General features: G+C 72.0%; 24 protein-coding genes. 11 read left to right on the top strand and 13 right to left on the bottom strand.

The window, feature by feature from the left end:
• The first annotated feature begins 7 nt into the window (after window positions 1–7).
• A complete protein-coding gene (locus HS109_15975; protein MBE7523863.1) occupies window positions 8–1,030 on the top strand; it encodes an NAD(P)-dependent glycerol-3-phosphate dehydrogenase in 1,023 nt (340 codons plus the stop codon).
• Window positions 1,031–1,140: 110 nt separating this feature from the next.
• Here the strand turns inward: HS109_15975 and HS109_15970 are convergent, their stop codons facing one another.
• The 13 genes from HS109_15970 to HS109_15910 form a co-directional block, all read right to left on the bottom strand.
• Complete coding sequence (locus HS109_15970) at window positions 1,141–2,313, bottom strand: NnrS family protein (GenBank protein ID MBE7523862.1); 1,173 nt, start codon at window positions 2,311–2,313, stop codon at window positions 1,141–1,143.
• Window positions 2,310–2,780 (bottom strand): hypothetical protein, encoded by a 471-nt coding sequence (locus HS109_15965; GenBank protein MBE7523861.1) that lies wholly within the window; start codon window positions 2,778–2,780, stop codon window positions 2,310–2,312. Before HS109_15965 ends, HS109_15970 begins: the two co-directional genes overlap by 4 nt.
• 197 nt (window positions 2,781–2,977) lie before the next feature.
• Window positions 2,978–4,024: a tellurite resistance/C4-dicarboxylate transporter family protein gene (locus HS109_15960; protein MBE7523860.1), complete on the bottom strand. Its 1,047-nt coding sequence runs from the start codon at window positions 4,022–4,024 to the stop codon at window positions 2,978–2,980.
• 9 nt (window positions 4,025–4,033) lie between these two features.
• Window positions 4,034–4,780 (bottom strand): peptidylprolyl isomerase, encoded by a 747-nt coding sequence (locus HS109_15955; GenBank protein MBE7523859.1) that lies wholly within the window; start codon window positions 4,778–4,780, stop codon window positions 4,034–4,036.
• The gene (gene narI / locus HS109_15950; GenBank protein ID MBE7523858.1) at window positions 4,777–5,511 is read right to left on the bottom strand and encodes a respiratory nitrate reductase subunit gamma; all 735 of its coding nucleotides are present in this window, start codon (window positions 5,509–5,511) and stop codon (window positions 4,777–4,779) included. Before narI ends, HS109_15955 begins: the two co-directional genes overlap by 4 nt.
• 62 nt (window positions 5,512–5,573) lie before the next feature.
• Window positions 5,574–6,251, bottom strand: coding sequence for a nitrate reductase molybdenum cofactor assembly chaperone (narJ, locus tag HS109_15945; GenBank protein MBE7523857.1), 678 nt, complete (start codon window positions 6,249–6,251; stop codon window positions 5,574–5,576).
• A 5-nt stretch (window positions 6,252–6,256) separates the two neighbouring features.
• Window positions 6,257–7,813 carry a nitrate reductase subunit beta gene (gene narH / locus HS109_15940; protein MBE7523856.1) on the bottom strand — a complete coding sequence of 519 codons (1,557 nt, stop codon included), beginning with the start codon at window positions 7,811–7,813 and terminating at the stop codon, window positions 6,257–6,259.
• A gap of 4 nt (window positions 7,814–7,817) precedes the next feature.
• A complete protein-coding gene (locus HS109_15935) occupies window positions 7,818–11,564 on the bottom strand; it encodes a nitrate reductase subunit alpha (GenBank protein ID MBE7523855.1) in 3,747 nt (1,248 codons plus the stop codon).
• 163 nt (window positions 11,565–11,727) lie between these two features.
• The gene (locus tag HS109_15930) at window positions 11,728–13,038 is read right to left on the bottom strand and encodes a NarK/NasA family nitrate transporter (protein ID MBE7523854.1); all 1,311 of its coding nucleotides are present in this window, start codon (window positions 13,036–13,038) and stop codon (window positions 11,728–11,730) included.
• 244 nt (window positions 13,039–13,282) lie between these two features.
• Window positions 13,283–13,648, bottom strand: a complete 366-nt coding sequence (locus tag HS109_15925) for a DUF488 family protein (protein ID MBE7523853.1) — start codon at window positions 13,646–13,648, stop codon at window positions 13,283–13,285.
• Complete coding sequence (locus tag HS109_15920; protein MBE7523852.1) at window positions 13,645–14,262, bottom strand: uracil-DNA glycosylase family protein; 618 nt, start codon at window positions 14,260–14,262, stop codon at window positions 13,645–13,647. Before HS109_15920 ends, HS109_15925 begins: the two co-directional genes overlap by 4 nt.
• A 160-nt stretch (window positions 14,263–14,422) precedes the next feature.
• On the bottom strand, window positions 14,423–14,887 hold the full coding sequence (locus HS109_15915; GenBank protein MBE7523851.1) for a tRNA (cytidine(34)-2'-O)-methyltransferase: 465 nt from the start codon (window positions 14,885–14,887) through the stop codon (window positions 14,423–14,425).
• Window positions 14,888–14,945: 58 nt separating this feature from the next.
• Window positions 14,946–15,662: a ComF family protein gene (locus HS109_15910; protein ID MBE7523850.1), complete on the bottom strand. Its 717-nt coding sequence runs from the start codon at window positions 15,660–15,662 to the stop codon at window positions 14,946–14,948.
• 91 nt (window positions 15,663–15,753) lie between these two features.
• On the opposite strand from HS109_15910, the gene bioB reads away from it, so the two are divergent.
• From bioB to HS109_15860, 10 genes are all read left to right on the top strand, one after another.
• Entirely contained in the window at window positions 15,754–16,776 is a 1,023-nt protein-coding gene (bioB, locus tag HS109_15905; GenBank protein ID MBE7523849.1) for a biotin synthase BioB, read from the top strand.
• Window positions 16,777–16,807: 31 nt separating this feature from the next.
• Window positions 16,808–17,986 (top strand): 8-amino-7-oxononanoate synthase, encoded by a 1,179-nt coding sequence (gene bioF / locus HS109_15900; GenBank protein MBE7523848.1) that lies wholly within the window; start codon window positions 16,808–16,810, stop codon window positions 17,984–17,986.
• The gene (gene bioH, locus HS109_15895) at window positions 17,983–18,780 is read left to right on the top strand and encodes a pimeloyl-ACP methyl ester esterase BioH (GenBank protein ID MBE7523847.1); all 798 of its coding nucleotides are present in this window, start codon (window positions 17,983–17,985) and stop codon (window positions 18,778–18,780) included. The genes bioF and bioH overlap by 4 nt, the downstream gene beginning before the upstream one ends.
• On the top strand, window positions 18,767–19,672 hold the full coding sequence (gene bioC, locus HS109_15890) for a malonyl-ACP O-methyltransferase BioC (GenBank protein MBE7523846.1): 906 nt from the start codon (window positions 18,767–18,769) through the stop codon (window positions 19,670–19,672). The genes bioH and bioC overlap by 14 nt, the downstream gene beginning before the upstream one ends.
• A 46-nt stretch (window positions 19,673–19,718) precedes the next feature.
• Window positions 19,719–20,426: a dethiobiotin synthase gene (bioD, locus tag HS109_15885; protein MBE7523845.1), complete on the top strand. Its 708-nt coding sequence runs from the start codon at window positions 19,719–19,721 to the stop codon at window positions 20,424–20,426.
• Between the two features lie 94 nt (window positions 20,427–20,520).
• The gene (locus HS109_15880) at window positions 20,521–21,000 is read left to right on the top strand and encodes a DUF2244 domain-containing protein (GenBank protein MBE7523844.1); all 480 of its coding nucleotides are present in this window, start codon (window positions 20,521–20,523) and stop codon (window positions 20,998–21,000) included.
• A 63-nt stretch (window positions 21,001–21,063) separates the two neighbouring features.
• A complete protein-coding gene (coxB, locus tag HS109_15875; GenBank protein ID MBE7523843.1) occupies window positions 21,064–22,203 on the top strand; it encodes a cytochrome c oxidase subunit II in 1,140 nt (379 codons plus the stop codon).
• 43 nt (window positions 22,204–22,246) lie between these two features.
• A complete protein-coding gene (gene ctaD, locus HS109_15870) occupies window positions 22,247–23,851 on the top strand; it encodes a cytochrome c oxidase subunit I (protein MBE7523842.1) in 1,605 nt (534 codons plus the stop codon).
• Window positions 23,852–23,861: 10 nt separating this feature from the next.
• Complete coding sequence (locus HS109_15865) at window positions 23,862–24,077, top strand: hypothetical protein (GenBank protein ID MBE7523841.1); 216 nt, start codon at window positions 23,862–23,864, stop codon at window positions 24,075–24,077.
• Window positions 24,078–24,087: 10 nt separating this feature from the next.
• On the top strand, window positions 24,088–24,657 hold the full coding sequence (locus HS109_15860) for a cytochrome c oxidase assembly protein (GenBank protein ID MBE7523840.1): 570 nt from the start codon (window positions 24,088–24,090) through the stop codon (window positions 24,655–24,657).
• Window position 24,658: the final 1 nt, after the last annotated feature.

Raw genomic sequence — 24,658 nt, 5'->3', positions numbered from 1 at the left:
TCGTTCGATGAGCGCCGCGCGCGTCGGGATCGCCGTCGTCGGCGCCGGCGCGTGGGGCACCGCGATCGCCTGCCATCTCGCCGCGCGCGCCCACGCCGCGCCGCGCGTCACGCTCGTGCCGCGCACCCGCGAGCGGGCGGATGCGCTTTCGCGCTCCCGCGCGAACGAGCGTTACCTGCCCGGCGTCGCGTTTCCGTCCGCGCTCGAGGTGGACCATGGCGATGCCGCCGTCGCGCGCGCGGAACTGGTGTTCGTCGCGACGCCGATGGCGTCGCTCGATGCGGTCGCAACATCGCTCGCGGCGTCGGGCGTGCGCGCGCCGCTCGTCTGGCTGTCGAAGGGATTCGTCGCGTCCGCCGAGCGTCCCGGCGGCGTCGACCTCGCGCACCGGCGGATCGCGCCGCGCTGGCCCGCTCCGGTCGGCGTCGTGTCGGGGCCGAGTTTCGCCGGCGAAGTCGCGCGTGGACTGCCGACCGCGCTCGCGTCGGCGGCGACCGATCCCGCGCTCGCGGCGCGGGCGGCCATGCTCCTGCGCGGCGATGCGATGCGGGTCTACGAGACCGATGACCTCGTCGGCGTCGAGGTCGGCGGCGCGGTGAAGAACGTGCTCGCGATCGCGTCGGGCCTCTCCGACGGCCTGGGCTTCGGCCAGAACGCGCGCGCGGCGCTCGTCACGCGCGGCCTCGCGGAGATCTCGCGGCTCGCGGTCGCCGAGGGCGGCCGACGCGAGACGCTGATGGGGCTCGCCGGACTGGGCGACCTCGTCCTCACCTGCACCGGCGACGCATCGCGGAACCGGCGCGTCGGCCTCGGACTCGCGACCGGCGCGAGCCTCGACGCGGTCGTCGCCTCGCTCGGTCACGTCGCCGAGGGGGTCCCTGCCGCGCACGCCACCGTCGCGCTGGCGCGACGTCACGCGATCGAGATGCCGATCGCCGAAGCGGTCGCGGGCGTGCTGTCGGGCGAGATCCCCGTGCGCGACGCGGTCGAATCCCTGCTGAAGCGCGAGCCGCGCGCGGAAGGCGCCTGACGCGCACGCGCCGCGCATCGCACGCGTGGATCGGTTCCCGGCGCGGCGCGCGCGATCCGCCGCGCGCTTCGTGCACAGCGTGGCCGCGCCCGCGAGGCGGTGGTCCGAGATCAGTGTGCCGCGTCGCGCGCCATGCCGACCCGCTCCGCGTGGAGGGCGAGGCAGCGCGCGAGGAGCCGCGCCGTGGCGACGAAGGCGATCGACCAGCACGCGGCGGCCGCGATCAGCAGCGTCGTCGCATTCGCGTCCGTGAAGGCCGCCGCGACACGCAGGACGGTCGCGGCCGCGATGAGCGCGGTCGCGGCCGTCGGAATCCACTCGGCGGCCGGCACGCGGCGCGCCTTGAGGAGCAGCGTCTGCGCCATCACGTTCTGCGTCAGCGTGCCGAGCGCGCCCAGCGTGATGAGATGCCACGCGGCCGTCCGCGCGATGCCCGGTCCGGTGGCGCCGGCCGCGAGGAGCCCCAGCCCCAGCCACGCGTAGCCGATCCCGAGGCACACGAGGTCGGGACGACCCTTGCAGGTCGGGAGGCGCCACCGCAGCAGGCGGACGAGCGCGAGCACGCCGGCGAGCGCGCAGGCGAGGCGCATCGGCAGATCGCCGTCCGGCAGCACCGCGAACACGAGCGCGGCCGCCATCACGACGAGCAGGGCGCCCTCGATCCTCGGCTGGACGCGGGCCGCGAGCGATCCGCCCTGGCGGTAGAGCTGTCCGGCCGCCGCCGGTGCGATGATGCGGCCGCCCATGAACAGCATGAGCGCCGCGAGCGAGAGGACGAGGGCGACCGCAGCGGTCGCCGGCGCGGCGACGCCGGAGACCACCATCCCCGCGTCGAACGCGACCGCGCCGGCGCAGAGCGCGGTCAGGATCGCGGGCAGGCCCTGGTTGCGCAGCTTCTTCGCGGCGCGAAACAGCCGCGGCGCCACGTGCAGCGCGAGCGCGGCGGCGAAGGCGGCGTCGAACGCGAACGCCACGCCGATGGGCAGCGCGAGGAAGGCGAACCGCGCCGCCGCCCACAGCCCGAACAGCGACAGGACGCGCAGGCGCGGCATCGGCGGCAACTGGTGGCCCGCGACGACCGCGAGCGCGAAGCCGGTGAGCATCTCGTGCGCGTGCCCGAGCGGCGTGGCGATCGACGCCGGCCCGGGGAACGTGCCGGTCATCGCGAGCACGCTCCAGGGCAGCACGACGGCGGCGTACCAGGCCGCCGCCGGGAAGAACAGCGCGTGCGGCGCGAGCAGCACCCGCGTCCGCGCGGTCCCGACCGCGGCGGTCGTGCTCACACGCCCTTCGGCGTCGTGAACTGGTAGGTGGCGTGGCATGCGACGCACTGCTGCAGCGTCCCGGCCAGTTGCGAGAGCGCCTGCTTCGGGGTCCCGCCCGCCTCGGCGTCCGCCGCGAGTGTGTCGAACGAACGATGCGTGGCGAGGGCGAGCGTCTTGAATTCGAGCGGCAGCTTGCCCATCAGTGCCATCGGCACGTCGTGGGTACGTCCGGCGCCCAACGGACGCGCGGCGTCGGCGACGCCCTTCATGTCGTCGCGCGCCAGCGCGTCGGAGATGCGCTCCAGGCCGGCGACGAACCCGCGCATCTCCGCGAGGACGAACGCGCGCTCGCCCGGATCGAGGACGATCGCGACCCGGCCGTCGTCGGCCGGGAGCGTCGAGCCGGCGACGAGGAACTTCCAGGCCATCGCCGCCACGGCCGCGAGCAGCACCGCGATGATCGAGTAGGTGATGCGGTTCGTCATCGGGTCACCTCGATCGGAAGGACAGGATCCCGCCCGCGCGAGGCGGGGAGGCGACGGCCGAGGCGCGGACTCGCGCCCCGCGCGTCGCCTGCCGGGCGATCAACATAAGATACATACAGAATGCATGTTCAATGTAGCACGTCGGCCGCGGCGCGCGCAACCGCGCCTCGCATCCGCCGGCCGGGCGCGCGCGGCGCTCACGTGCCGGGGCCGCGCGCCCGGAACGCGCGGACGAGCGTCGAGACGAGGCCCCAGAAGGTGACCGCCCAGGCGACGAACGCCACGCCGGCGAACCACGGCACGAACGGGTAGAGGAACGCGAGGTCGAGCGCATGCGCCATCACGTGCGTGCATGCGGCGTACATCCCGAGCGGGAACACCGCGCCCCAGTACAGCGGGTCGTAGCGCAACGGGTACCGGGCGACGAGGTGGCGCCACACGCCGAGCAGGATCAGCATCGGAATCCACCACGTGCCGGTCGCCCAGTAGAACACGGTGAAGCCCTTGATGAACGGCGCGAGCGACGCGAGGAACGGCGCGTCGGGCGCGTTGACGATCAGGAGCGAGCCGGCGAGCGTCGAGATGGCCATCGCGCCCATGTTGATCCAGTACGGCGGCGAGAGATCGCCCGGCGCGAGCCGGAAGAACGTGTAGCGGTAGAAGATGAGCGACATCATCCAGATGTAGAGCATCCCGCCCCACAGCCACGTCGACAGCGCCAGGAAGTTGAGTTCCAGCCGGTACGGATGGCCCCAGTGCACCGCGAGGTAGGCGCTCAGCACCGCGACCGACTGCGTGGCGACCACGGCGAGGAGCCACGCGCCGGAGATGCCCTCGTCGAGCGGGGGCTTCTTCGCCTTGACGGTGAACGCGGTGAACACCGTGTAGGTCAGTCCGACCCAGAGCGCGAGGGCGACGACCCAGAGCGTGGCGGCGATCGTGTAGTTCCCGTCGAGCAGCACGAACTGGCTGCCGAGCACGCCGGACGCGGCCACGCCGGTGAAGAATCCGGGCCCGCGCTGGTGGTCGACGAGATCGCGCAGCAGTTCGCGCGGGAACCACGCCGCGCGCAGCACGGCGAGCACGCCGATGATGAGGTACGCGGCGATGTTGAACCGGAACAGGGCAGCGGCGACGACCGGCAGTCCGAGCAGGTGCGCGTCGACCGAGACGATGCCGGTCGCCATGACGAGCGCGAAGTAGGCGGGCGAGAGACCGCGCACCCCCTGCCGCAGCGCGCCCATCGGCGCGTGCTACTGGACGAGCGGTGTCGCGACGGCGTCGAGGTCGACGCCGCGCACGTCGGCCTGCCCCGCGAGCACGCGGACGTACTGCTCGAGCGCGCGGCGCAGGACGCGTTCGCGCAGCCGATCGGCGATGGCGGCGCGCACGGCCTCGAACGGCAACAGGCTGCCGGACGCGCGATGGTCGACGGCGACGATGTGGAAGCCGTAGCGCGTCTTCACCAGCTGGGCGCCGATCCCGGTCCAGGCGCCGTCGAAGAGCGCCTGCTCGAACTCCGGGACCGTTTCGCCGCGCTGGATCTGCCCGAGACTGCCGCCGTGCTGCGCCGACGGGCAGTTCGACCATTCGCGCGCGAGCGCCTCGAAGCGTTCCGGCGCCTTCAGCACTTCGGCGAGCGTGGCCTCCGCCCGGGCACGGAGCGCGTTCACGGGCACGCCCGGCGCCACCTGGAACAGGATGTGGCGCACCGCGACGAGTTCGCCCGCCATGAACCGCTTCGCGTTGGCGTCGTAGTGGCGACGGCATTCCGCCTCGGTCGGCTCGGGCGTGGCCACCTCGCGTTCGAGCAGGCGCTCGATCGCGGCGTCCACCGCCTCCGACGCGGCGCCTTCGGCCAGCGAACCCGCCGCGACCGCGCGTTGCCGCAGCAACTCGCGCGCCGCCGCCGCCTGCGGCGTCGCATGTCCGGCGACGTCGACGTCGACGCCGTTGATCGCGATCGCCGTCGCGGCCGCCGCGGGCGGGTCGGGGTTCACTCGTCGCCGGCCGGGGCCGGGAAGCTCTCGCGCGGATTGCGGCCGCGCGTGCGGACGAGCTGCGGCGGCCGGAAGAGATAGGCCACGGTCGCGAATCCGCTCCAGATGTGCGCCATGCGCGTGAACGGGAACACGAGGAAGATCGTGAGCCCGAGCGCGATGTGCGCCTGGTAGACCCAGGGCACACCGACGAGGAGTTCGGCGTTGCCGCCGCGGAAGATCACGATGCCCTGCACGTAGGCGACGAGTTGCAGGAACATGGCGCCGTCGAGGTGCCGGGCCGAGAAATAGATCGTCCACAGCCCGAGGACGAGCTGGATCCACAGGAGCGCGAGGATCGCGATGTCCCAGGTCCGGGTGTTCGCGTGGATCCTGCGGTCGGCCAGCCGGCGGTGGATCAGCATCGTCAGCCCGACGAGGGCGCAGGCGCCGGCGACGCCTCCGCCGACGATCGCGAGCAGCGCGTGCTCTGTCGGCGTCATGAACACGTCGGCGATCGGCTCGGGGACGAGGAAGCCGAACAGGTGGCCGAAGAACACCACGAGGATCCCGAAGTGGAAGAGGTTCGAGCCCCAGCGCAGCTCGCGCCGCCGCAGGATCTGCGACGAGTCGCTCTTCCAGGTGTACTGGTCCCGGTCGAAGCGCACGAGGCTGCCGAGGAAGAACACCGCCAGCGCGATGTACGGGAAGATGCCGAACACGAACGAGTGGAGGTACGAGGTCGCGGTCATCGGAGGGTTCCTCGCGGGTGGGCAGCGCGCAACGCGGCGTTGCAGGATGCGTTCATGGCTTCTCAGGCCACCGGCTTGCGCGGCACGAAGTGGATCGGTGCGGATTCCGGCGCTCCGGTGCGCCCCGGGGGCGCCGGAGCGAAGGCCGGCTGTTCGGCCCAGTCCTCGTCGAACGACGGCTCCGGCTCCGGCGGCTGCGTTGCGCGCGCCGTGCTCCAGTCGAGCCCGGGCTCGCGCACGAACGCGAGCAGCGCGTCGAACACCGCCGCGTAGGGACTGTCGCGCCGGACCAGCGCCTCGCCGATGCCGCGGAGCACGTGCGCGCAGTCGCCGAGCATCGCGTGCGCCTCCGCGGGATCGCGGCACGACAGGTACTCGAGGACCACCGGCAGGTAGTCGGGCAGCTCGCCGCCGGCGAGGGCATAGCCGGCGTTCGCGTAGATCTCCTTCAGCTCGACCATCGCCATGCCGCGATCGCGCGACTCGCCGTGCACGTGCTCGAACAGGTGGAGCGACGTGGCCCGGCCGCGATCGAACAGGTCGACGTAGCGGCCCTCGAGCTCGATGCCGTCGGTGGCGCGCATCTCCGCGACCAGCGCCGCGAGCCGCTCGCGCGCGGCCCGGGGAATGGCGCGGGCAGCGTCGAGCGCCGCGCCGATCTCGGGCAGCGCGGCGACGAGTTCCGGCCGCGGATAGGTGAGGAGCGCGGAGAGCGCGCGCAGGGCGGTCAGGTCGTTCACGGCGGTCAATAGTCGGCGATCTTCTCGTGGCCGTCCTCGCCGCGCACGCGGATCGGGAACACCCGCTTGCCGCCCATCTTGCCGCCGAACAGCGTCGCGCCGCTCTGGCCGTCGGAGCAGCCGTTGCCGAAGCTGAAGCCGCATTCGCCGCGCAGGTAGTACGCGGTCTCGGCGTACTCGCGGTGCGTGGTCGGGATCACGAACCGGTCCTCGTAGTTGGCGATCGCGAGGTAGCGGTGCATGTCCTCGACCTCGGCGACGCTCATGCCGACGCGCTCGAGCAGCGCGGGGTCGTCGCGGCGCTCGAGCTGGCGTTCGCGGTAGAACGCCCGCATCGCGAGCATCCGCTCGAGCGCGAGGACGACCGGCTCCTCCTTCCCCGCCGTCAGCAGGTTGGCGAGGTAGCGCACCGGGATGCGCAGGCTGCGGACGTCGGGCAGCCCGTCCGCCTGACCGACCTGGCCCGCGTTCGCGCGCGAGGTGATCGGCGAGAGCGGCGGCACGTACCACACCATCGGCAGCGTGCGGTACTCGGGATGCAGCGGGAAGGCGATCTTCCAGTCGATCGCCATCTTGTAGGCGGGCGAGCGGCGCGCGGCCTCGAGCCAGTTCTCCGGCACTCCGTCGGCGCGGGCGCGCGCCTGCACCTCCGGGTCGTGCGGGTCGAGGAAGATGTCGAGCTGCGCCTGGTAGAGATCCTGCGGGTTCTCCGCGGCGGCGGCGCTCTCGATGCGGTCGGCGTCGTAGAGCATCACGCCGAGGTAGCGGATGCGTCCCACGCAGGTCTCCGAGCACACGGTCGGCTGGCCGGCCTCGATGCGCGGATAGCAGAAGATGCACTTCTCCGCCTTGCCGGAGTTCCAGTTGTAGTAGATCTTCTTGTACGGGCAGCCCGACACGCACATCCGCCAGCCGCGGCACTTGTCCTGGTCGATGAGGACGATGCCGTCCTCCTCGCGCTTGTAGATCGAGCCCGACGGGCACGACGCGACGCACGCGGGGTTGAGGCAGTGCTCGCACAGCCTCGGCAGGTACATCATGAACGTGTTCTCGAACTCGCCGTAGATGTCCTTCTGGATGTCCGCGAAGTTGACGTCCTGCGAGCGCTTGGCGAACTCGCCGCCGAGGATCTCCTCCCAGTTCGGGCCCCACTCGATCTTGTCCATCCGCTGCCGCGTGATGACCGAGATCGGGCGCGCGGTCGGCGGCGTCGGCATCTCCGGCGCGGTCTGGATGAACTCGTAGTCGTAGGTGAACGGCTCGTAGTAGTCGTCGATCTCCGGCAGGTGCGGGTTGGCGAAGATCTTCATCAGCACCCCGAGCTTCCCGCCCTGCTTCAGCCGGATGCCGCCCCCCTTGCGCTCCCAGCCGCCCTTCCAGCGTTCCTGGTTCTCCCAGTCCTTCGGGTAGCCGATGCCCGGCTTGGTCTCGACGTTGTTGAACCACGCGTACTCCATCCCGACGCGCGAGGTCCACACGTTCTTGCAGGTGACCGAGCAGGTGTGGCACCCGATGCACTTGTCGAGGTTCAGCACCATCGCGATCTGCGCACGGATCTTCATGACGTCACTCCCCGGCCTTCGCGAGCGGCCTGTCCATCCAGTCCGCCCTGTCCATCTTGCGCACGATCACGAACTCGTCGCGGTTGGAGCCGACGGTGCCGTAGTAGTTGAACCCGTAGGCGAGCTGCACGTAGCCGCCGATCATGTGCGTGGGCTTCAGCACGGTGCGGGTCACCGAGTTGTGGATGCCGCCGCGGTGGCCGGTCGCCTCGGACTTCGGGACGTTCACGATCTTCTCCTGCGCGTGGTACATGAGGCACATCCCGACGTGCACGCGCTGGCTCACGACCGCGCGCGCGGTCAGCGCACCGTTGGCGTTGTAGAGCTCGATCCAGTCGTTGTCGACGATGCCGGCCTTCCTCGCGTCGACCTCGGAGATCCACACGATCGGCCCGCCGCGCGAGAGCGTCAGCATCAGCAGGTTGTCGGTGTAGGTCGAGTGGATGCCCCACTTCTGGTGCGGCGTGATGAAGTTGAGCACGATCTCCGCGTTGCCGTTGGGCGTGCGGCTGCGCACCGCCTCGACGCTGCGGGTGTCGACCGGCGGCTTGTAGACGCACAGCGCCTCGCCGAAGTCGCGCATCCAGCGATGGTCCTGGTAGAACTGCTGGCGTCCGGTGAGCGTGCGCCAGGGGATCAGCTCCTCGACGTTGGTGTACCCCGCCGTGTAGCTGACGTGCTCGCTCTCGATGCCCGACCAGGTCGGCGAGGTGATGATCTTGCGCGGCTGCGCCTGGATGTCGCGGTAGCGGATCTTCTCGTCCTCGCGCGTCTCGGCCAGGTGGCGGTGCGACCGGCCGGTCTGCCGCGACAGCGCGTCCCAGGCCCGGACCGCGACCTCGCCGTTGGTCTCCGGGGCGAGCAGCAGAATCGCCTCCGCGGCGTCGGTGTCGGTCTCGATCCGCGGGAGGCCCTTCGTCGCGCCCTCCTCGGTGACGCGGTGGTTGAGCGCGCCCAGGCCGTCGACCTCGCGCTCCATCGGCCAGCTGATGCCCTTGCCGCCGTTGCCGAGCTTCCGGACCAGCGGGCCGAGCGCGGTGTAGCGCTTGTAGGTGTTGGGGTAGTCGCGCTCGACGACCACGATCGACGGCGCGGTGCGCCCGGGGACGAGCTTGCACTCGCCGCGCTTCCAGTCGGCCACGTCGAGCGGCTGCGCGATCTCGCCGGGCGTGTCGTGCAGGATCGGCTGCAGCACGACGTCCTGCTCGACGCCGAGCCGTCCCTCGCAGAGCGCCGAAAACTTCTTCGCGATGCCCTTGTAGATCTCCCAGTCGCTCCTCGCCTCCCACGCCGGGTCCACCGCCGCGGAGAGCGGGTGGATGAACGGGTGCATGTCGGTCGTGTTGAGGTCGTTCTTCTCGTACCAGGTCGCCGTCGGCAGCACGACGTCCGCGTACAGGCAGGTGGTCGACATGCGGAAGTCGAGCACGGTGAGGAGGTCGAGCTTGCCCTCCGGCGCCTTGTCGTGCCACGCGACTTCCTCCGGCTTCGCGCCGCCCGATTCACCGAGGTCCGGCCCGAGGACGCTGTGCTGCGCGCCCATCAGGTGGCGCAGGAAATACTCGTGGCCCTTGCCGGACGAACCGAGAAGGTTCGACCGCCACAGGAAGAGGTTGCGCGGGTAGTTGACCGGATTGTCGGGGTCCTCGCAGGAGAGCTTGATCGTGCCGTCCTCGAGCGATTTCGCCACGTAGTCGGCGGGCGCGAGCCCGGCCTTCGCGGCCGCGGCGGCGACGTCGAGCGGATTCGTCTCGAGCTGCGGCGCCGAGGGCAGCCAGCCCATCCGCTCCGCCCGCACGTTGAAGTCGATCATCGAGCCGCTGTAGCGCGCGCGGTCGGCGAGCGGCGAGAGCAGGCCCTCCACGTCGATCTTCTCGTAGCGCCACTGATCGGAGTGGACGTAGAAGAACGAGGTGCCGTTCATCTGGCGCGGCGGACGCACCCAGTCGGTCGCGAACGCGAGCACCTGCCAGCCGGTCTGCGGCCGCAGCTTCTCCTGGCCGACGTAGTGGGCCCAGCCGCCGCCCGAGACGCCGACGCAGCCGCACAGCATGACCATGTTGATCACGGCGCGGTAGTTCATGTCCTGGTGGTACCAGTGGTTCATGCCCGCGCCGATGATGATCTGCGCGCGACCGCGGGTCTTCTCCGCGGTCTCCGCGAACTCGCGCGCGACGGTGATCGCGAGTTCGGCCTTCACCCCGGTGATCGCCTCCTGCCACTTCGGCGTGTACGGGACGTCGTCGTCGTAGGACTTCGCGCTGCCGTCGGAGAGGCCGCGGTCGACGCCGTAGTTCGCGCACAGGAGGTCGAACACGGTCGCCACGACGACGTCGCCGTCGGCGGTGGCGAGCCGGCGCACCGGCACCTTGCGCACCAGGACGTCGCCGCCCTGGTCGTTCGCCGGGAAGTGCTCGTGCCGCGTGCCGCCGAAGTAGGGGAACGCGACCGGCAGCGCGTCGTCGCGGCCCTCGAGGAGCGACAGCGCGAGCCTCACCTCGGCCCCGCTCGCGCCGTCCTTCGTCTCGAGGTTCCACTTGCCGAGGTCCTTCTCGACCTGAGCGCCCCAGCGGTAGCCGATCGAACCCTGCGGCGCGACCGGCTTGCCGGAGGTCTCGTCGAACGCGACGGTCTTCCACTCGGGGCTGTTCGCCTGCCCCAGCCGGTCGGCGAAGTCGGAGGCTCGCAGGTAGCGGTCGGGAACGTAGCGCTCGCCGTTCTTCACCAGGCGCACCAGCAGCGGCAGGTCGGTGTAGCGGCGCGCGTAGTCGTCGAAGTACGGCACCTTGCGGTCGACGTGGAACTCCTTGAGGATCACGTGGCCCATCGCCATGCCGAGCGCGGCGTCGGTGCCCTGCTTCGGGTGCAGCCACAGGTCGCCGAACTTGGCCACCTCGGCGTAGTCCGGCGTGATCGAGACGACGCGCGTGCCGTTGTAGCGGGCCTCGACGAAGAAGTGCGCGTCGGGCGTGCGCGTCTGCGGGACGTTCGAGCCCCACGCGATGATGTACTGCGAGTTGTACCAGTCGGCCGACTCCGGCACGTCGGTCTGCTCGCCCCAGGTCTGCGGCGAGGAGGGCGGCAGGTCGCAGTACCAGTCGTAGAACGAGATCAGCGAGCCGCCGATGAGCGAGAGGTAGCGCGCGCCGGAGGCGTGCGACACCATCGACATCGCGGGGATCGGCGAGAAGCCGCAGACGCGGTCGGGACCGTAGCGCCGGATCGTGTAGACGTTCGCGGCCGCGACGATCTCGGTCGCCTCGTCCCAGGTCGTCCGCACGAAGCCGCCGCGGCCGCGGATCGACTTGTACGACGACGCCTTCGCGGCGTCCTCGACGATCGAGGCCCAGGCGTCGACCGGCGAGAGCGTCTTGCGCGCCTCGCGCCACAGCCGGACGAGCCGGCCGCGCACCATCGGGTGCTTCAGCCGGTTGGCGCTGTACAGGTACCAGCTGTAGGAGGCGCCGCGCGAGCAGCCGCGCGGCTCGTGGTTCGGCATGCCCGGGCGCGTGCGCGGATAGTCGGTCTGCTGCGTCTCCCAGGTCACGATGCCGCCCTTGACGTAGATCTTCCAGCTGCACCCGCCGGTGCAGTTCACGCCGTGGGTCGAGCGCACGATCTTGTCGTGCTGCCAGCGCAGCCGGTAGCCCTCCTCCCACTTGCGGTCTTCCTTCCGGGTCTCGCCGTGTCCTCCGGCGAACGGTTCGCGGCGCTCGGTCAGGAACATCAGGCGATCGAGAAAATGACTCATGGCAACGCTCTCCGCGGAGTCGCGCCGCGCGTGCGGCGCAGGACCGGGCCGCACGCGCGACACGGATCGACCGTTTCGCACCGTCTCGAGGATCCGAGCCGGGCCGCGCGCGGGTCGCGCGGTCGTTCGCCACCGTACACCCGCATTCGCGACGTGTACACCCTCACGACGCGCCGCCCTGCAGCGCGCGGCGCTCGTCGGCCGAGGGCTCGTGCTTCACCAGCGGGTAGCGGCGCACCTCGGTGTAGTAGATCAGGATCAGCGACACCCACACGATGCCGTAGAGCAGCATGAAGCAGCTCGAGCGGATGCGCGTGAGGTCGAGCACGACGCCCCACAGGATCGGCAGCAGGAATCCGCCGAGGCCGCCGGCGAGGCCCACGATGCCGCTCACGACGCCGAGGTTGTCCGCGAACTCGTCGCTGACGTACTTGAAGGTCGACGCCATGCCGAACGCGAGCACGACGCCCAGCACGAAGAGGAGCAGCGTGAACGGCAGCACGGCCCAGGCGAGGTGGAACGTCGCCGAACCGTCGATCGTCTTCACCGACAGCTGGGTCGGAGGATACGAGATGAGGAACAGCGCGATCCACGCGACCCACAGCACCCACCAGGTGACGCCGTGGGCGCCGTAGCGGTCGGACATCCAGCCGCCCGCGGCGCGAAGCGCTCCGGCCGGGAGCGAGAACGCGATCGCCAGGGTCGCCGCGGCGTTGACGTCGAGCCCGTACTCCTGGACGTAGTACTGCGTCATCCACAGCGACAGCGCGGTGAATCCGCCGAAGGCGAGCGAGTAGTACTGGCAGAGCTTCCAGACGCGCCAGTCCTTGAGCACCGCGAACTGCTGGCGGAGCGTGGGCGCGGCCCTGCCCGCGCCCGCGCCGGGGTCGGGCGCGCTTCCGAGCCAGAACACCGCCGCGGTGACGAGGAGCGCGACGGCGTAGACCTTCGGCACCATCGGCCAGCCGTACGCCTCGATCAGGCGCGGCGCCACGAACAGGTTCAGCGCCGCACCGGTCGTCCCCGCTCCGAAAACGCCCATCGCGAAGCCGCGCTTCTCCTTCGGGAAGAAGCGCGCGCAGTAGGGCGTGCCGACCGCGAACGCCGCGCCGACGATGCCGAGCAGGAACCCGATCGCGAGGAACTGCCAGTACGCGCTGACCTCGCTCAGCAGGTACACCGGCGCCACGGCCGAGAGCAGGAGCGCCGTCATCACGATCCGCCCGCCGAAGCGGTCGGTCCAGATGCCGAGCGGCAGGCGCATCGCCGCGCCGAACAGCACGGGCGTCGACGTCAGCAGGCCGAACTCGGTGTTGTTGAGCCCGAGCGACTCGCGGATCGGAATGCCGATCACCCCGAACATCATCCAGACCGCGAAGCAGACCATGAACGCGAGCGTGCTCACGAACAGGACGGCGTGGGCGCGCGGATGCTGCGCGCCGCCTTGATGCATGGACGGCGAAGCTTCGGCCATGGGGGCTCCCCTGGGGTTGACGAGGTCCGGGCGCGCGGGCCCGGGCGCAGGTGGGGCACGGCGCCGGAGGACGCGTCGACACGCGTACCGCCGGCGCAGGCGCGCCGAACGGATTCTAATCAACCGTGCGGGCGGCGCGAACGCGGGTACGCCCGCGTTCGGGTCGGGCGCGGTGCGATTCGCGGCGCACGCCGGCCGGGATTCGGCCCGCGGTCGAACGACCGGTCGGCGGGCGGGCGCGTCGTCAGCGGCGGGTCAGCATGCGGAGGAGCTCATCGCGCAGGACGACCGCCTGGTTGTGCTCCTCGTCCTTCGCGCCGTACACCAGGGTGAGCGGTCCCTTGCCCGCGGCGTCGAGCACCTGCCGCAACCGCGCGCGCTGCGCCGCGGCGGCGAGTTCCTTCCGGTAGCGCTCGCGAAACGCCTCCCAGCGACGCGGATCGTGGCCGAACCATCGGCGGAGCGCGGTGCTCGGGCCGAGTTCCTTCGCCCATTCCGCGAGCGCGAGGTCCGCGCGCGTGCGCCCCCTCGGCCAGACGCGATCGACCAGCACCCGGTAGCCGTCGCCCGGGCCCGCTTCCTCGTACGCCCGCCTGATCGAGATCTTCATCGTCGAGCCCTCCTGCCCTGACGGGCGATGTGTCCCGCGCGCGCACGAAGCTCCGGAACGAGGTCGCGCTCGAACCAGGGGTGGCGCGCGAGCCACGGCTGGTTGCGCGGCGAGGGATGCGGCAGCGGAAAGACGCGCGGAGCGTATTCGCGCCACGCGCGCACGGTGGCGGTCAGCGTTCCCTTCCGGCGCCCGCGCAGGACGTGGCGCTGCGCGTGGTCGCCGACGGCGAGCGTCAACGCGATGTCCGGCAGGCGCGAGACGAGCCGGTCGAACCACAGCCCGGCGCACTCGGGACGCGGCGGCAGGTCGCCGCTCGCCCCGCGGCCCGGATAGCACAGGCCGATCGGGATGATGGCGATCCGCGCGTCGTCGTAGAACGCGTCGTCGCCGACGCCCATCCAAGTGCGCAGGCGCACTCCGCTCGCGTCGTCCCACGGAACGCCGGTGGCGTGCACGCGCGCGCCGGGCGCCTGGCCGACGACGAGGATGCGCGCGCCCGCGCCGACCTGCAGCACCGGACGGGGCCCGAGCGGCAGGTGCGGTTCGCAGACCCGGCAGCCGCGCACCTGGGCGAGCAGCGCGGAGAGCGTCGGGGGGCGACCGGTGGTCATGCTGCGTTCGTTCCGCGCGAGGGCGCCGTCGCCGGCGCCGATACATCGTGGAACGATACGATGATACGCCCGTCGCGCGGGCGGCGCAGGGCATGCCGCGCGCGGCGGCGACCCGCCGATCGCGCGATCGCCACGCGGGTCCGCGGCGAGGCGGTCGGCGTCAGCCGAACCCGTTCTGCCGCCACGCCTCGTACACCGCCACGGCCACGGCGTTCGACAGGTTGAGGCTCCTCATGCCGGGCCGCATCGGGATGCGCAGCAGCGACGCGGCGTCGAACTCCGCCACGACGGCGTCCGGCAGGCCGTCGGACTCGCGGCCGAACACCAGGGCGTCGCCGGGGTGGAACCGGTGCTCGTGGAACGTGCGCGTCGCGCGGGTCGTGAAGGCGAGCCAGCGGCGCGGGAGCGGGGTGTCGAGCACGGCGCGGCAGGCGGCGACGTCGCGATGCACGCGGACCGGCGCGTATTCGTGGTAGTCGAGGCCGGCGCGCTTCAACTCGCGGTCGGACATCGCGAAGCCGAGCGGCTCGACCAGATGGAGTTCGCATCCGGTGTTCGCCGCGAGCCGGATCACGTTGCCGGTGTTGGGCGGAATTTCCGGATGGACGAGGACGATCGCGAACACGGTGGACTCCGGTGCCGTGGAAGAATCCGGTGCGCATGCGGGCCGCGGGCGCGGGTTCTCAGTCGGCGAGGCTGCGGGCGACGACCCAGACCTCGACGCGCGCGGCGCCGGCGCGGCGCAGCGCCGACGCGGCGGCCGCCGCGGTGGCGCCGCTCGTCATCACGTCGTCGACCAGCGCGAGGCGCGCTCCGGCGAGCGGACGGGTCGCGACGAACGCCCCGCGCAGGCTGCGCGCGCGCTCGCGCCGCCCGAGCGAGGCTTGCGGAGCGGCGTGACGCGTCCGGCGCAGCGCCCCTTCGATCGGCAGTCGGGTGGTCCGAGCGGCCGCGCACGCGATCTCGCGGGCCTGGTTCGCGCCGCGTTCGCGCTGACGTTCCGGGGCGAGCGGCATCGGCACCAGCGCCTCGACGCGCGCGGCGGCCCCCGAGGCGCGCGCGACCTCGCCCAGCCGGTGGCCGAGCGCGCAGGCGAGCGGCAGGTGGCCCGCGTACTTGAGGCGAATCACGAGCCGGTCGAGCGGGAAGCGGTAGGGGCCGACGGCGAGCGTCGCGTCGAACGCGGGGGGATGGACGAGACACCGCCCGCAGGCGGCGCCGCCGGGAGACGGCAGCGCGCAGGCCGGGCAGGCGCCCTCCGGCATCGCGACGGCTTCGGCGCAGGGCGCGCACCACGGGCCGCCGGGCGTCGCGCGACCGCAGAGCACGCAATGCGGTGGCCACGCCGCGGCGACGAGCGCACGCGAGCGGGCGCGCCAGTTGTCAAGCATTCCGGTCACGGCATTTGACAAGCGCACGCAGGGGCCTCGACACTCGCCGCGATTGTAGGACGTCGCCGTTCCGGCGGCGCTACGACCGACGACCGAACCGATGCTCGACGAACCCCAGGATCTCCGCGCGCAGGACGCCCGCGCCGATCGCCGCGCCGACCTCGGGGCCGAACGCCGTCCGGCCCGCTGGTCCACCGACGACGTGGAGGCGCTCTTCGAACTGCCGTTCTCCGATCTCGTGTTCCGGGCGCAGCAGGTCCACCGCGCGCACCACGACCCGAACGCGGTCCAGTTGTCGACGCTGCTGTCGGTGAAGACCGGCGGCTGCCCGGAGGACTGCGCGTACTGTCCGCAGGCGGCGCGCCACCGCACCGGCCTCGCGGCGGAGGCGATGCTCGGGCTCGACGCCGTGCTCGGCGCGGCGCGTGCCGCGAAGGCCGCCGGCGCGACGCGCTTCTGCATGGGCGCGGCGTGGCGCGGCCCGAAGGACCGCGACCTCGAGCCGGTCCTCGACATGGTCCGCGGCGTCAAGGCGCTCGGCCTCGAGACCTGCTGCACGCTCGGCATGCTGAAGGACGGACAGGCCGAGGCGCTGCGCGACGCCGGCCTCGACTACTACAACCACAACCTCGACACCGCGCCCGAGTTCTACGGCGAGATCGTCTCGACGCGCGCGCAGCAGGACCGCCTCGACACGCTCTCGCGCGTGCGCGAGGCGGGCCTGCGCGTGTGCTGCGGCGGCATCGTCGGCATGGGCGAGTCGCGGCGCGCGCGCGCCGGGCTCATCGCCGCGCTCGCGAGCCTCGATCCGCCGCCCGATTCGGTGCCGATCAACCACCTGGTCCAGGTCGCCGGCACGCCGCTCCACGACGTCCTGCACGGCGAGCGCGCGATCGAGCCGCTCGAGTTCGTGCGCACGATCGCGGCGGCGCGCATCACGATGCCCCGCTCGATGGTGCGCCTGTCCGCCGGTCGCCGCGAACTGGGCGAGGCGGTGCAGGCCCTGTGCTTCCTCGCCGGCGCGAACTCGATCTTCTACGGCGACCGGCTGCTCACCACCGGCAATCCCGACGTCGAGGACGACCGCGCGCTGTTCGCGAAGCTCGGGCTCGCCGGCGCCTAGCGTTCGCGGGCCGCGGCCCGGCGCGCGACCCATGTCCGACCCGCTGATCGCGTCGCTCGAGCGCGCGCTCGCCTCGCGCGAGGCGGCGGGCCTCGCGCGGCGGCGCCGCACGATCGGCTCGCGGGCCGGCCCGCGCGTCGTCGTCGATGGCCGCGAACTCGTCTCGTTCGCGGGCAACGACTATCTCGGGCTCGCCGGCGACGAGGCGCTCGCCGACGCGGCCGCGCAGGCCGCGCATCGCTGGGGCGTCGGCTCGACCGCCTCGCACCTCGTCTGCGGCCACTACGCGCCGCACGAGGCGCTCGAAGGCGAACTCGCCCGCTGGGCGGGCCCCTGCGAGGGCGCGCGCGCGGTGACGTTCTCGACCGGCTACCTCGCGAACCTCGCGATCGTCTCGGCGCTCGCCGACCGCGAGACCGAAGTGCATGCGGACCGCCTGAACCACGCCTGCCTCAACGACGGCGCGCTCCTCGCTCGCGCGCGGCTCGTCCGCTACGCGCACCGCGACACCGGCGCGCTCGCCCGGCGGCTCCGCGAATCGCGCGCGCCGCGCAAGCTCATCGCGACCGATGCGGTGTTCAGCATGGACGGGGACATCGCGCCGCTCGCGGAACTCGCCGCGCTCGCCCACGCGCACGACGCCTGGCTCGTCGTCGACGACGCGCACGGCTTCGGCGTGCTGGGCGGCGGCCGGGGCACGCTCGCCGCGCTTCGCGTCTCGTCGCCGCGCATCGTGCTGATGGGTACGCTCGGCAAGGCCGCGGGCGTGGCCGGCGCGTTCGTCGCGGCGCACCCCGCGGTGATCGAGACGCTCGTGCAGACGGCCCGGCCCTACGTGTTCACGACCGCGTCGCCGCCGATGCTCGCGCAGACGCTCCTCGCGAGCCTCGCGAGGCTCCGCGAGGGCGACGACCGGCGGGCGCGGCTCGCGCGCCACGTCGCGCGGTTTCGCGCGGGCGCGGCGTCGCTCCCCTGGAAGCTCGGCGACTCGACGACGCCGATCCAGCCGCTCGTCGTCGGCGACAACCTGCGCGCGGTCGGTCTCGCGCGCGCGCTCGAATCGCGCGGGCTGTTCGTGCCCGCCATCCGCCCGCCGACCGTTCCCGAGGGCACGGCGCGGCTTCGCGTCTCGTTCTCGGCGGCGCACGTCGAGGCCGACGTCGACCGGTTGCTCGACGCGCTGCACGCCGTCGCCCGCGAGGGACGATGAGCGCGACGCTCGAGCGCGCCGGACTGCACGTCGAGTCGGTCGGCGCGGGCCCGCCGCTCGTGCTGCTGCACGGCTGGGCGATGCACTCGGGCCTGTTCGGGCCGCTCCTCCCCGGGCTCGCCGATCGCTTCCGCGTGCACGCGGTCGACCTTCCGGGTCACGGGAGGTCGCAGGCCGCGGCGCCGGACACGCTCGACGGGTACGTCGACGCGGTCGCGCGTTCGATCGGCGCGCGCGAGGCGCTCACCGTGCTGGGCTGGTCGTTCGGCGGGCAGGTCGCGCTGCGCTGGGCGTCGCGCGAGGGAGACCGCGTGACGCGCCTCGTGCTCGTCTGCACGTCGCCGCGCTTCGTCGCGGCGCCCGACTGGCCGCACGCGATGGCCGCCGCGACGCTCGCGCGCTTCGGCGACGACCTCGTCTCCGACTGGCGCCAGACGCTGCTGCGGTTCCTGACGCTGCAGGTGCAGGGCAGCGACGAGGGCCGGCGCGCGCTCGCCCACCTGCGTCGCCAGCTCTTCGCGCGGGGCGATCCGAAGCGATCGTCGATCGCGGCAGCGCTTCGCGTGCTCGCCGCCACCGATCTCCGCGCCGAGGTGCGGTCGGTGACCGCGCCCGCGCTCGCGATCGCGGGCGAACGCGACACGCTCGCGCCGGCGGCGGCGGGCGCGTGGCTCGCGCGGGCGATGCCCGACGCGCGCTTCGCACGGATCGACGGTGCCGCGCATGCCCCGTTCCTCTCGCATCGCGCGGCGTTCGACCGCGCGCTCGCCGGCTTCCTCCATGACGCAGGCTGATCCTCGCGCGCCGGATCCGCGCGCGGTGCGCCGCGCCTTCGGCCGCGCCGCGGCGACCTACGACGGCGCCGCGATCCTGCAGCGCGAGATCGGCGCGCGGCTCGCCTCGCGCCTCGACGTCGTGAAGCTCGCGCCGGCCACGATCCTCGACGGCGGCTGCGGCACCGGCCGCGCGGTCGGCGAACTCGCGGCACGCTTTCCCGGCGCGCGCGTGGTCGCGATCGACGCCGCGTGTCCGATGGTCGCCGCCGCGCGCGAACGTTCCGCGCGCGGCCGCTCGGTGTTCACGAAGCTCGTCGCCCCGCTCGCGCGCGGTGCCCGCCCGCCGGTGTTCGCCTGCGCCGACATCGCGTCGCTCCCGCTCGCCGCGGGCAGCGTGGAACTGGTCTGGTCGAACCTCGTGCTGCAGTGGGTCGACGACCTGCCGCGCGCGTTTCGCGAGTGCCGGCGCGTGCTCTCGACGGGCGGCCTGTTCGCGTTCTCGACCTTCGGTCCCGACACGCTGCGCGAACTGCGCGAGGCCTTCGCCGGCGTCGACGCGCACACCCACGTCGCGCGCTTCGCCGACATGCACGACGTGGGCGACATGCTGCTGCAGGCGGGGTTCGCCGATCCGGTGACCGAGATGGAGATGATCACCGTGACCTACGCGACGCCTCGGGCGCTGCTCGCCGAACTGAAGGCGATCGGCGCCACCAACCAGACGCGGGGACGCCCGCGCGGACTCACCGGCCGGCGGCGCCATCGGGCCGTCGTCGACGCGCTCGCCGGGCTCGCGCGCGACGGGCGGGTGCCGGCGACCTTCGAAGTCGTCTACGGACACGCGTGGAAGGGCGAGCCGAAGCGAACCGCCGAGGGCCTGCCGATCGTCCGCCTGGAGCGGCGGCGATGACCGCCGGCGGCCCCGGCCGCGCGCGCTCCCGCGCGTCCGCACGCCGATGACGCGCACGCTCTTCGTCACCGGCACCGACACCGGGATCGGCAAGACGCACGCCTGCGTGGCGCTCCTGTCCGCGCTCGCGGCCGCCGGGTACCGCGCGGTCGGCATGAAGCCGGTCGCGGCGGGCATCGATCCGGGCGCGCACGCGAACGCGGACGTCGACGCCCTCGCGCGCGCCGGCAACGTCGTCGCGCCGGTCGCCGACCGCAATCCCTACGCGTTCGCCGACGCGATCGCGCCGCACGTGGCCGCGGCGCGCGAGCGGCGCGCGATCGACCTCGAACGCATCGCCCGCGCGCACGCGCGCCTCGCGGAGCGCGCCGATGCCGTCGTCGTCGAGGGGGCGGGCGGGCCGCTCGTGCCGCTCTCGGGCGGATGCGACATGCTCGACGTCGCGAAGCGGCTCCGCGCGCCGGTCCTGCTGGTGGTCGGCGTGCGGCTGGGGTGCCTCGGTCACGCGCTGGCCGCCGAACTGGCGATCCGCGCGCGGGGGCTCGCGTTCGCCGGCTGGATCGCGAACCGGATCGATCCCGCGATGGAAGCGGCCGACGAGAGCGTGACGACGCTCGCCGCGCGGCTCCCCGGGCCACTGGTGGCGGACCTCGCCTGGGGTGAAGGCGGCCCGTTGCCCGCGGGCGCGCTCGCCCGGGCGGGGTTCGGCCCGCCGACAGAACCGGGCCGGCCCGCGCCGGGGGCGGATCCATGATCCATGTTAAGATTTCGCGTTCCGCGAACGGCCGCGCCGCTCCGGGGACCGCGCGGCGCGCTGTCCTTGAACCGGCCGGCCGGCCTTGCCTTCGATGCCCGTCACGGTCAGCCTCCCGCCCTCCGACACCGCCTTCCGCGTCGTCGCCAGCCGCAACAACTCGCTCGCGTCCCGGCAGCGCTGGACGGTGTACGGCGCGTTCGCGGCGGGGAGCCTCGCGCTCGCGTTCGCGCTCGTGGCCGGCGGGGCGTGGCCGGTGTTGCCGTACTCGGTGCTCGAACTCGCCTGCCTCGCGGTCGCGTTCGTGCTGATCGAGAGGCGCGCGGGCGACGTGGACCGGCTGACGCTCGAGGGCGACCGCGTGGTCGTCGAGCAATGGCGGCACGGACGAGGGAGCCGGCGCGAGTTCAACCGGCAGTGGCTGCGCGTCGAGGTCGACGCGCGGGGGTGGGCGCGCGAGCCTCGCGTCGTGCTGCGCAGCGGCCGCGACGAGGTGCGCTTCGGCGACACGCTCGCGGCCTGCGAGCGCGCCGGTCTCGCGCGGACGATCAGGGGAGCGCTTCGCGAGCGCTAGGCGCGTGCGGAGCGTCGTGGCACAGGCATCGGAATGACCGCAGCAGTCGACGACGAGGAGAGCATGGAGCGCAATTCCAGGGGAAGCCGGGGCAGAGGCCTCGCCGCCGCAACCTTCGCCGGGCTGGCGGCGCTGCCGTTGGCGGCGCACGCCGTGCCCGCGTGGAACCTGCAGACGCCGGTCACCGAGGTCGCGCGCCAGCAGTTCGACCTGCACGTGTTCATCATGGTCGTCTGCACGGTGATCTTCGTCGGCGTGTTCGGCGTGCTGACCTATTCGCTGTTCAAGCACCGGAAGTCGGTCGGCCACCAGGCGGAGCACTTCCACGAGAACACCGTCGTCGAGATCGTGTGGACGGTGATACCGTTCGTGATCCTGCTCGCGATGGCCTACCCCGCGACGAAGACCGTCCTCGCGATGAAGGACACCTCGGCGTCGGAGCTGACCGTCAAGGTCACCGGCTACCAGTGGAAGTGGAACTACGACTACCTGCAGGACGGCTTCGGCTTCTACTCGAACCTCGCGACGCCGCTCGCGCAGATCGAGGGCCGCGAGCCCAGGGGCGAGCACTACCTGCTCGAGGTCGACAACCCGATGGTGGTTCCGGTCGACACCAAGGTCCGCGTGCTGATCACGGCGGGCGACGTGATCCACGCGTGGTGGGTGCCGGCGTTCGGCGTGAAGCAGGACGCCATTCCGGGATTCGTCCGCGACTCGTGGTTCAAGGTGGACAAGGTCGGCGTCTACCGCGGCCAGTGCGCGGAGCTCTGCGGCAAGGAGCACGGGTTCATGCCGATCGTCGTCGACGTGCGGTCGAAGGAGGACTACGCGAAGTGGGCGGCCGAGCAGAAGGGCAAGGCGGCCGCCGCGGCCGAGGACCCGTCGAAGGTCTGGGACATGAAGGATCTGGTCGCGCGCGGCGAGAAGGTGTTCGCGGCCCACTGCGTGGCCTGTCACCAGGCGACCGGCAAGGGCGTGCCCGGCGCGTTCCCGGCGCTCGACGGCTCGAAGGTCGTGCTGGGTCCGCCGGCCGCGCAGATCGCGACGGTGCTCGATGGCCGGCCGAACACCGCGATGGCGCCGTTCAAGCAGCTGTCCGACACCGACCTCGCGTCGGTCATCACCTACACGCGGAACGCCTGGAGCAACCGCACCGGCCAGGCGATCCAGCCGGCCCAGATCCAGGCCGCCCGAAGCAAGTGACGCGCGCGCGGCGCCGCGCCAGAGCGATTCCAGGAGAACGTCGATGAGCAGCATTTCGCACGACCCCGTCGCCCACGGCCACGACCACGGTCACGACGAGCACGCGCACCGCCCGGGCGGAATCATGCGGTGGATCACGACCACCAACCACAAGGACATCGGCACGCTGTACCTGTGGTTCAGCTTCACGATGTTCATCGTCGGCGGCCTGATGGCGCTCACCATCCGCGCCGAATTGTTCCAGCCCGGCCTGCAGATCGTGCACCCCGAGTTCTTCAACCAGATGACCTCGCTGCACGGCCTCATCATGGTGTTCGGCGCGATCATGCCCGCGGCCGTCGGCTTCGCGAACTGGATGATCCCGCTGCAGATCGGCGCGCCCGACATGGCGTTCGCGCGCATGAACAACTGGAGCTTCTGGCTGCTGCCGCCCGCCGCGATCATGCTGGTCGCGTCGCTGTTCGTGCCCGGCGGGTCGGTCGCCGCCGGCTGGACGATGTACCCGCCGCTCACGATCCAGAACGGCATGGGGATGGACTTCACGATCTTCGCGATCCACATCATGGGCGCGTCGTCGATCATGGGGTCGATCAACATCATCACGACGATCCTGAACCTGCGCGCGCCCGGCATGACGCTGATGAAGATGCCGCTGTTCTGCTGGACCTGGCTCATCACCGCGTACCTGCTGATCGCCGTGATGCCGGTCCTCGCCGGCGCGGTGACGATGCTGCTCACCGACCGCCACTTCGGCACCTCGTTCTTCAACGCGGCCGGCGGCGGCGACCCGGTGCTGTTCCAGCACATCTTCTGGTTCTTCGGGCACCCCGAGGTCTACATCATCATCATGCCGGCGTTCGGCCTCGTCTCGGAGATCATCCCGGTCTACTCGCGCAAGCCGCTGTTCGGCTACGCGTCGATGGTCTACGCGGTCGCCGGCATCGCGATCCTGTCGTTCATCGTGTGGGCGCACCACATGTTCACGGTGGGCATGCCGACCGCGGGCCAGCTCTTCTACATGTACGCGACGATGCTGATCGCGGTGCCCACCGGCGTGAAGGTGTTCAACTGGCTCGCGACGATGTGGCGCGGCTCGATCACCTTCGAGACCCCGATGCTGTTCGCGCTGGGCTTCCTGTTCATGTTCACGATCGGGGGCTTCACCGGCCTCGTGCTCGCGATCGTGCCGGTGGACATCCAGCTCCACGACACCTACTACGTGGTCGCGCACTTCCACTACGTGATGGTCGCGGGCAGCCTGTTCGCGTTCTTCGGCGCGGTCTACCACTGGATCCCGAAGTGGACCGGCACGATGTACGACGAGAAGCTCGGCCGGTGGCATTTCTGGCTGTCGCTCGTGTTCTTCAACGTGGCGTTCTTCCCGATGCACTTCGCGGGGCTGGCCGGCATGCCGCGCCGGATCCCGGACTACGCGACGCAGTTCACCGACTGGAACATGCTCTCGTCGATCGGCGCGTTCGGCTTCGGTCTCTCGCAGCTCGTGTTCCTCTACGCGGTGCTGAAGTGCATCCGCGGCGACGGCGCGAAGGCGCCGGCGAAGCCCTGGGAAGGCGCGACGACGCTCGAGTGGACGGTGCCCTCGCCGGCGCCCTACCACACGTTCGAGACGCCTCCGGTCGTCAAGTGAGCCTTCGCGCGTGACCGACGAGCCCCGCCCGGCCGACGACCCGAAGACCCGTGCGAGCATCCGCCGCACGGCGTGGATCCTCGCGTCGATCGCCGTGGTGTTCTTCCTCGGCGTGTTCGCCTCGCGCCTCCTCGGCGACCAGAGCATCGGCATGACGATCGTCGGCGCCGCGGTGTTCCTGTTCCTGCTGCTGGGGATCGGGCGGCACCTCGGGCGGCGGAAGTGAGGCGGACGCGATGAGCGAGGCCCCCGCCGCGACGCGCGAGGACAACCGCGGCCTGTTCCTGCGCCTCGTCGTGATCGCGGCCGCGATGTTCGCTTTCGGCTACGCGCTGGTGCCGTTCTACGACAAGATCTGCCGGGTGACCGGCCTGCGCGACATCGCGCGGCCCGACGAGGTCCGGAACACGCAGGTCGACGCGACGCGCACGGTCAGGGTCGAACTCGACGCGAACACGCGGGGGCTGCCGTGGCGGTTCCGGCCGCTCGAGACCGCGATCGACGTGCATCCGGGCGCGGTCAACCAGGTCGAGTTCGAGATCGTCAACGAGACCGGGCGTCCGGTCATCGGCCAGGCGATCCCGAGCTACGCGCCGAGGAGCGCCGGCCGGTATTTCCGCAAGCTCGACTGCTTCTGCTTCACGACGCAGACGCTCGCGCCGGGCGAGCGGCGCCGCATGCCGGTCGTGTTCGTGCTCGACGGCGAACTGCCCGCCGACACGCACACGATCACGCTGTCGTACACGTTCTTCGAGGTGGAGAACGCGGCCGCGGCGGCCAAGGGGAGCGCGGCGACGGGCTCGTGAC

It is taken from the genome of Burkholderiales bacterium, assembly GCA_015075645.1.
Taxonomy (GTDB): Bacteria; Pseudomonadota; Gammaproteobacteria; order Burkholderiales; family Casimicrobiaceae; genus VBCG01.
Note: the sequence above shows the minus strand (reverse complement) of the source record. Positions and strands in the feature narration are given on the sequence as shown.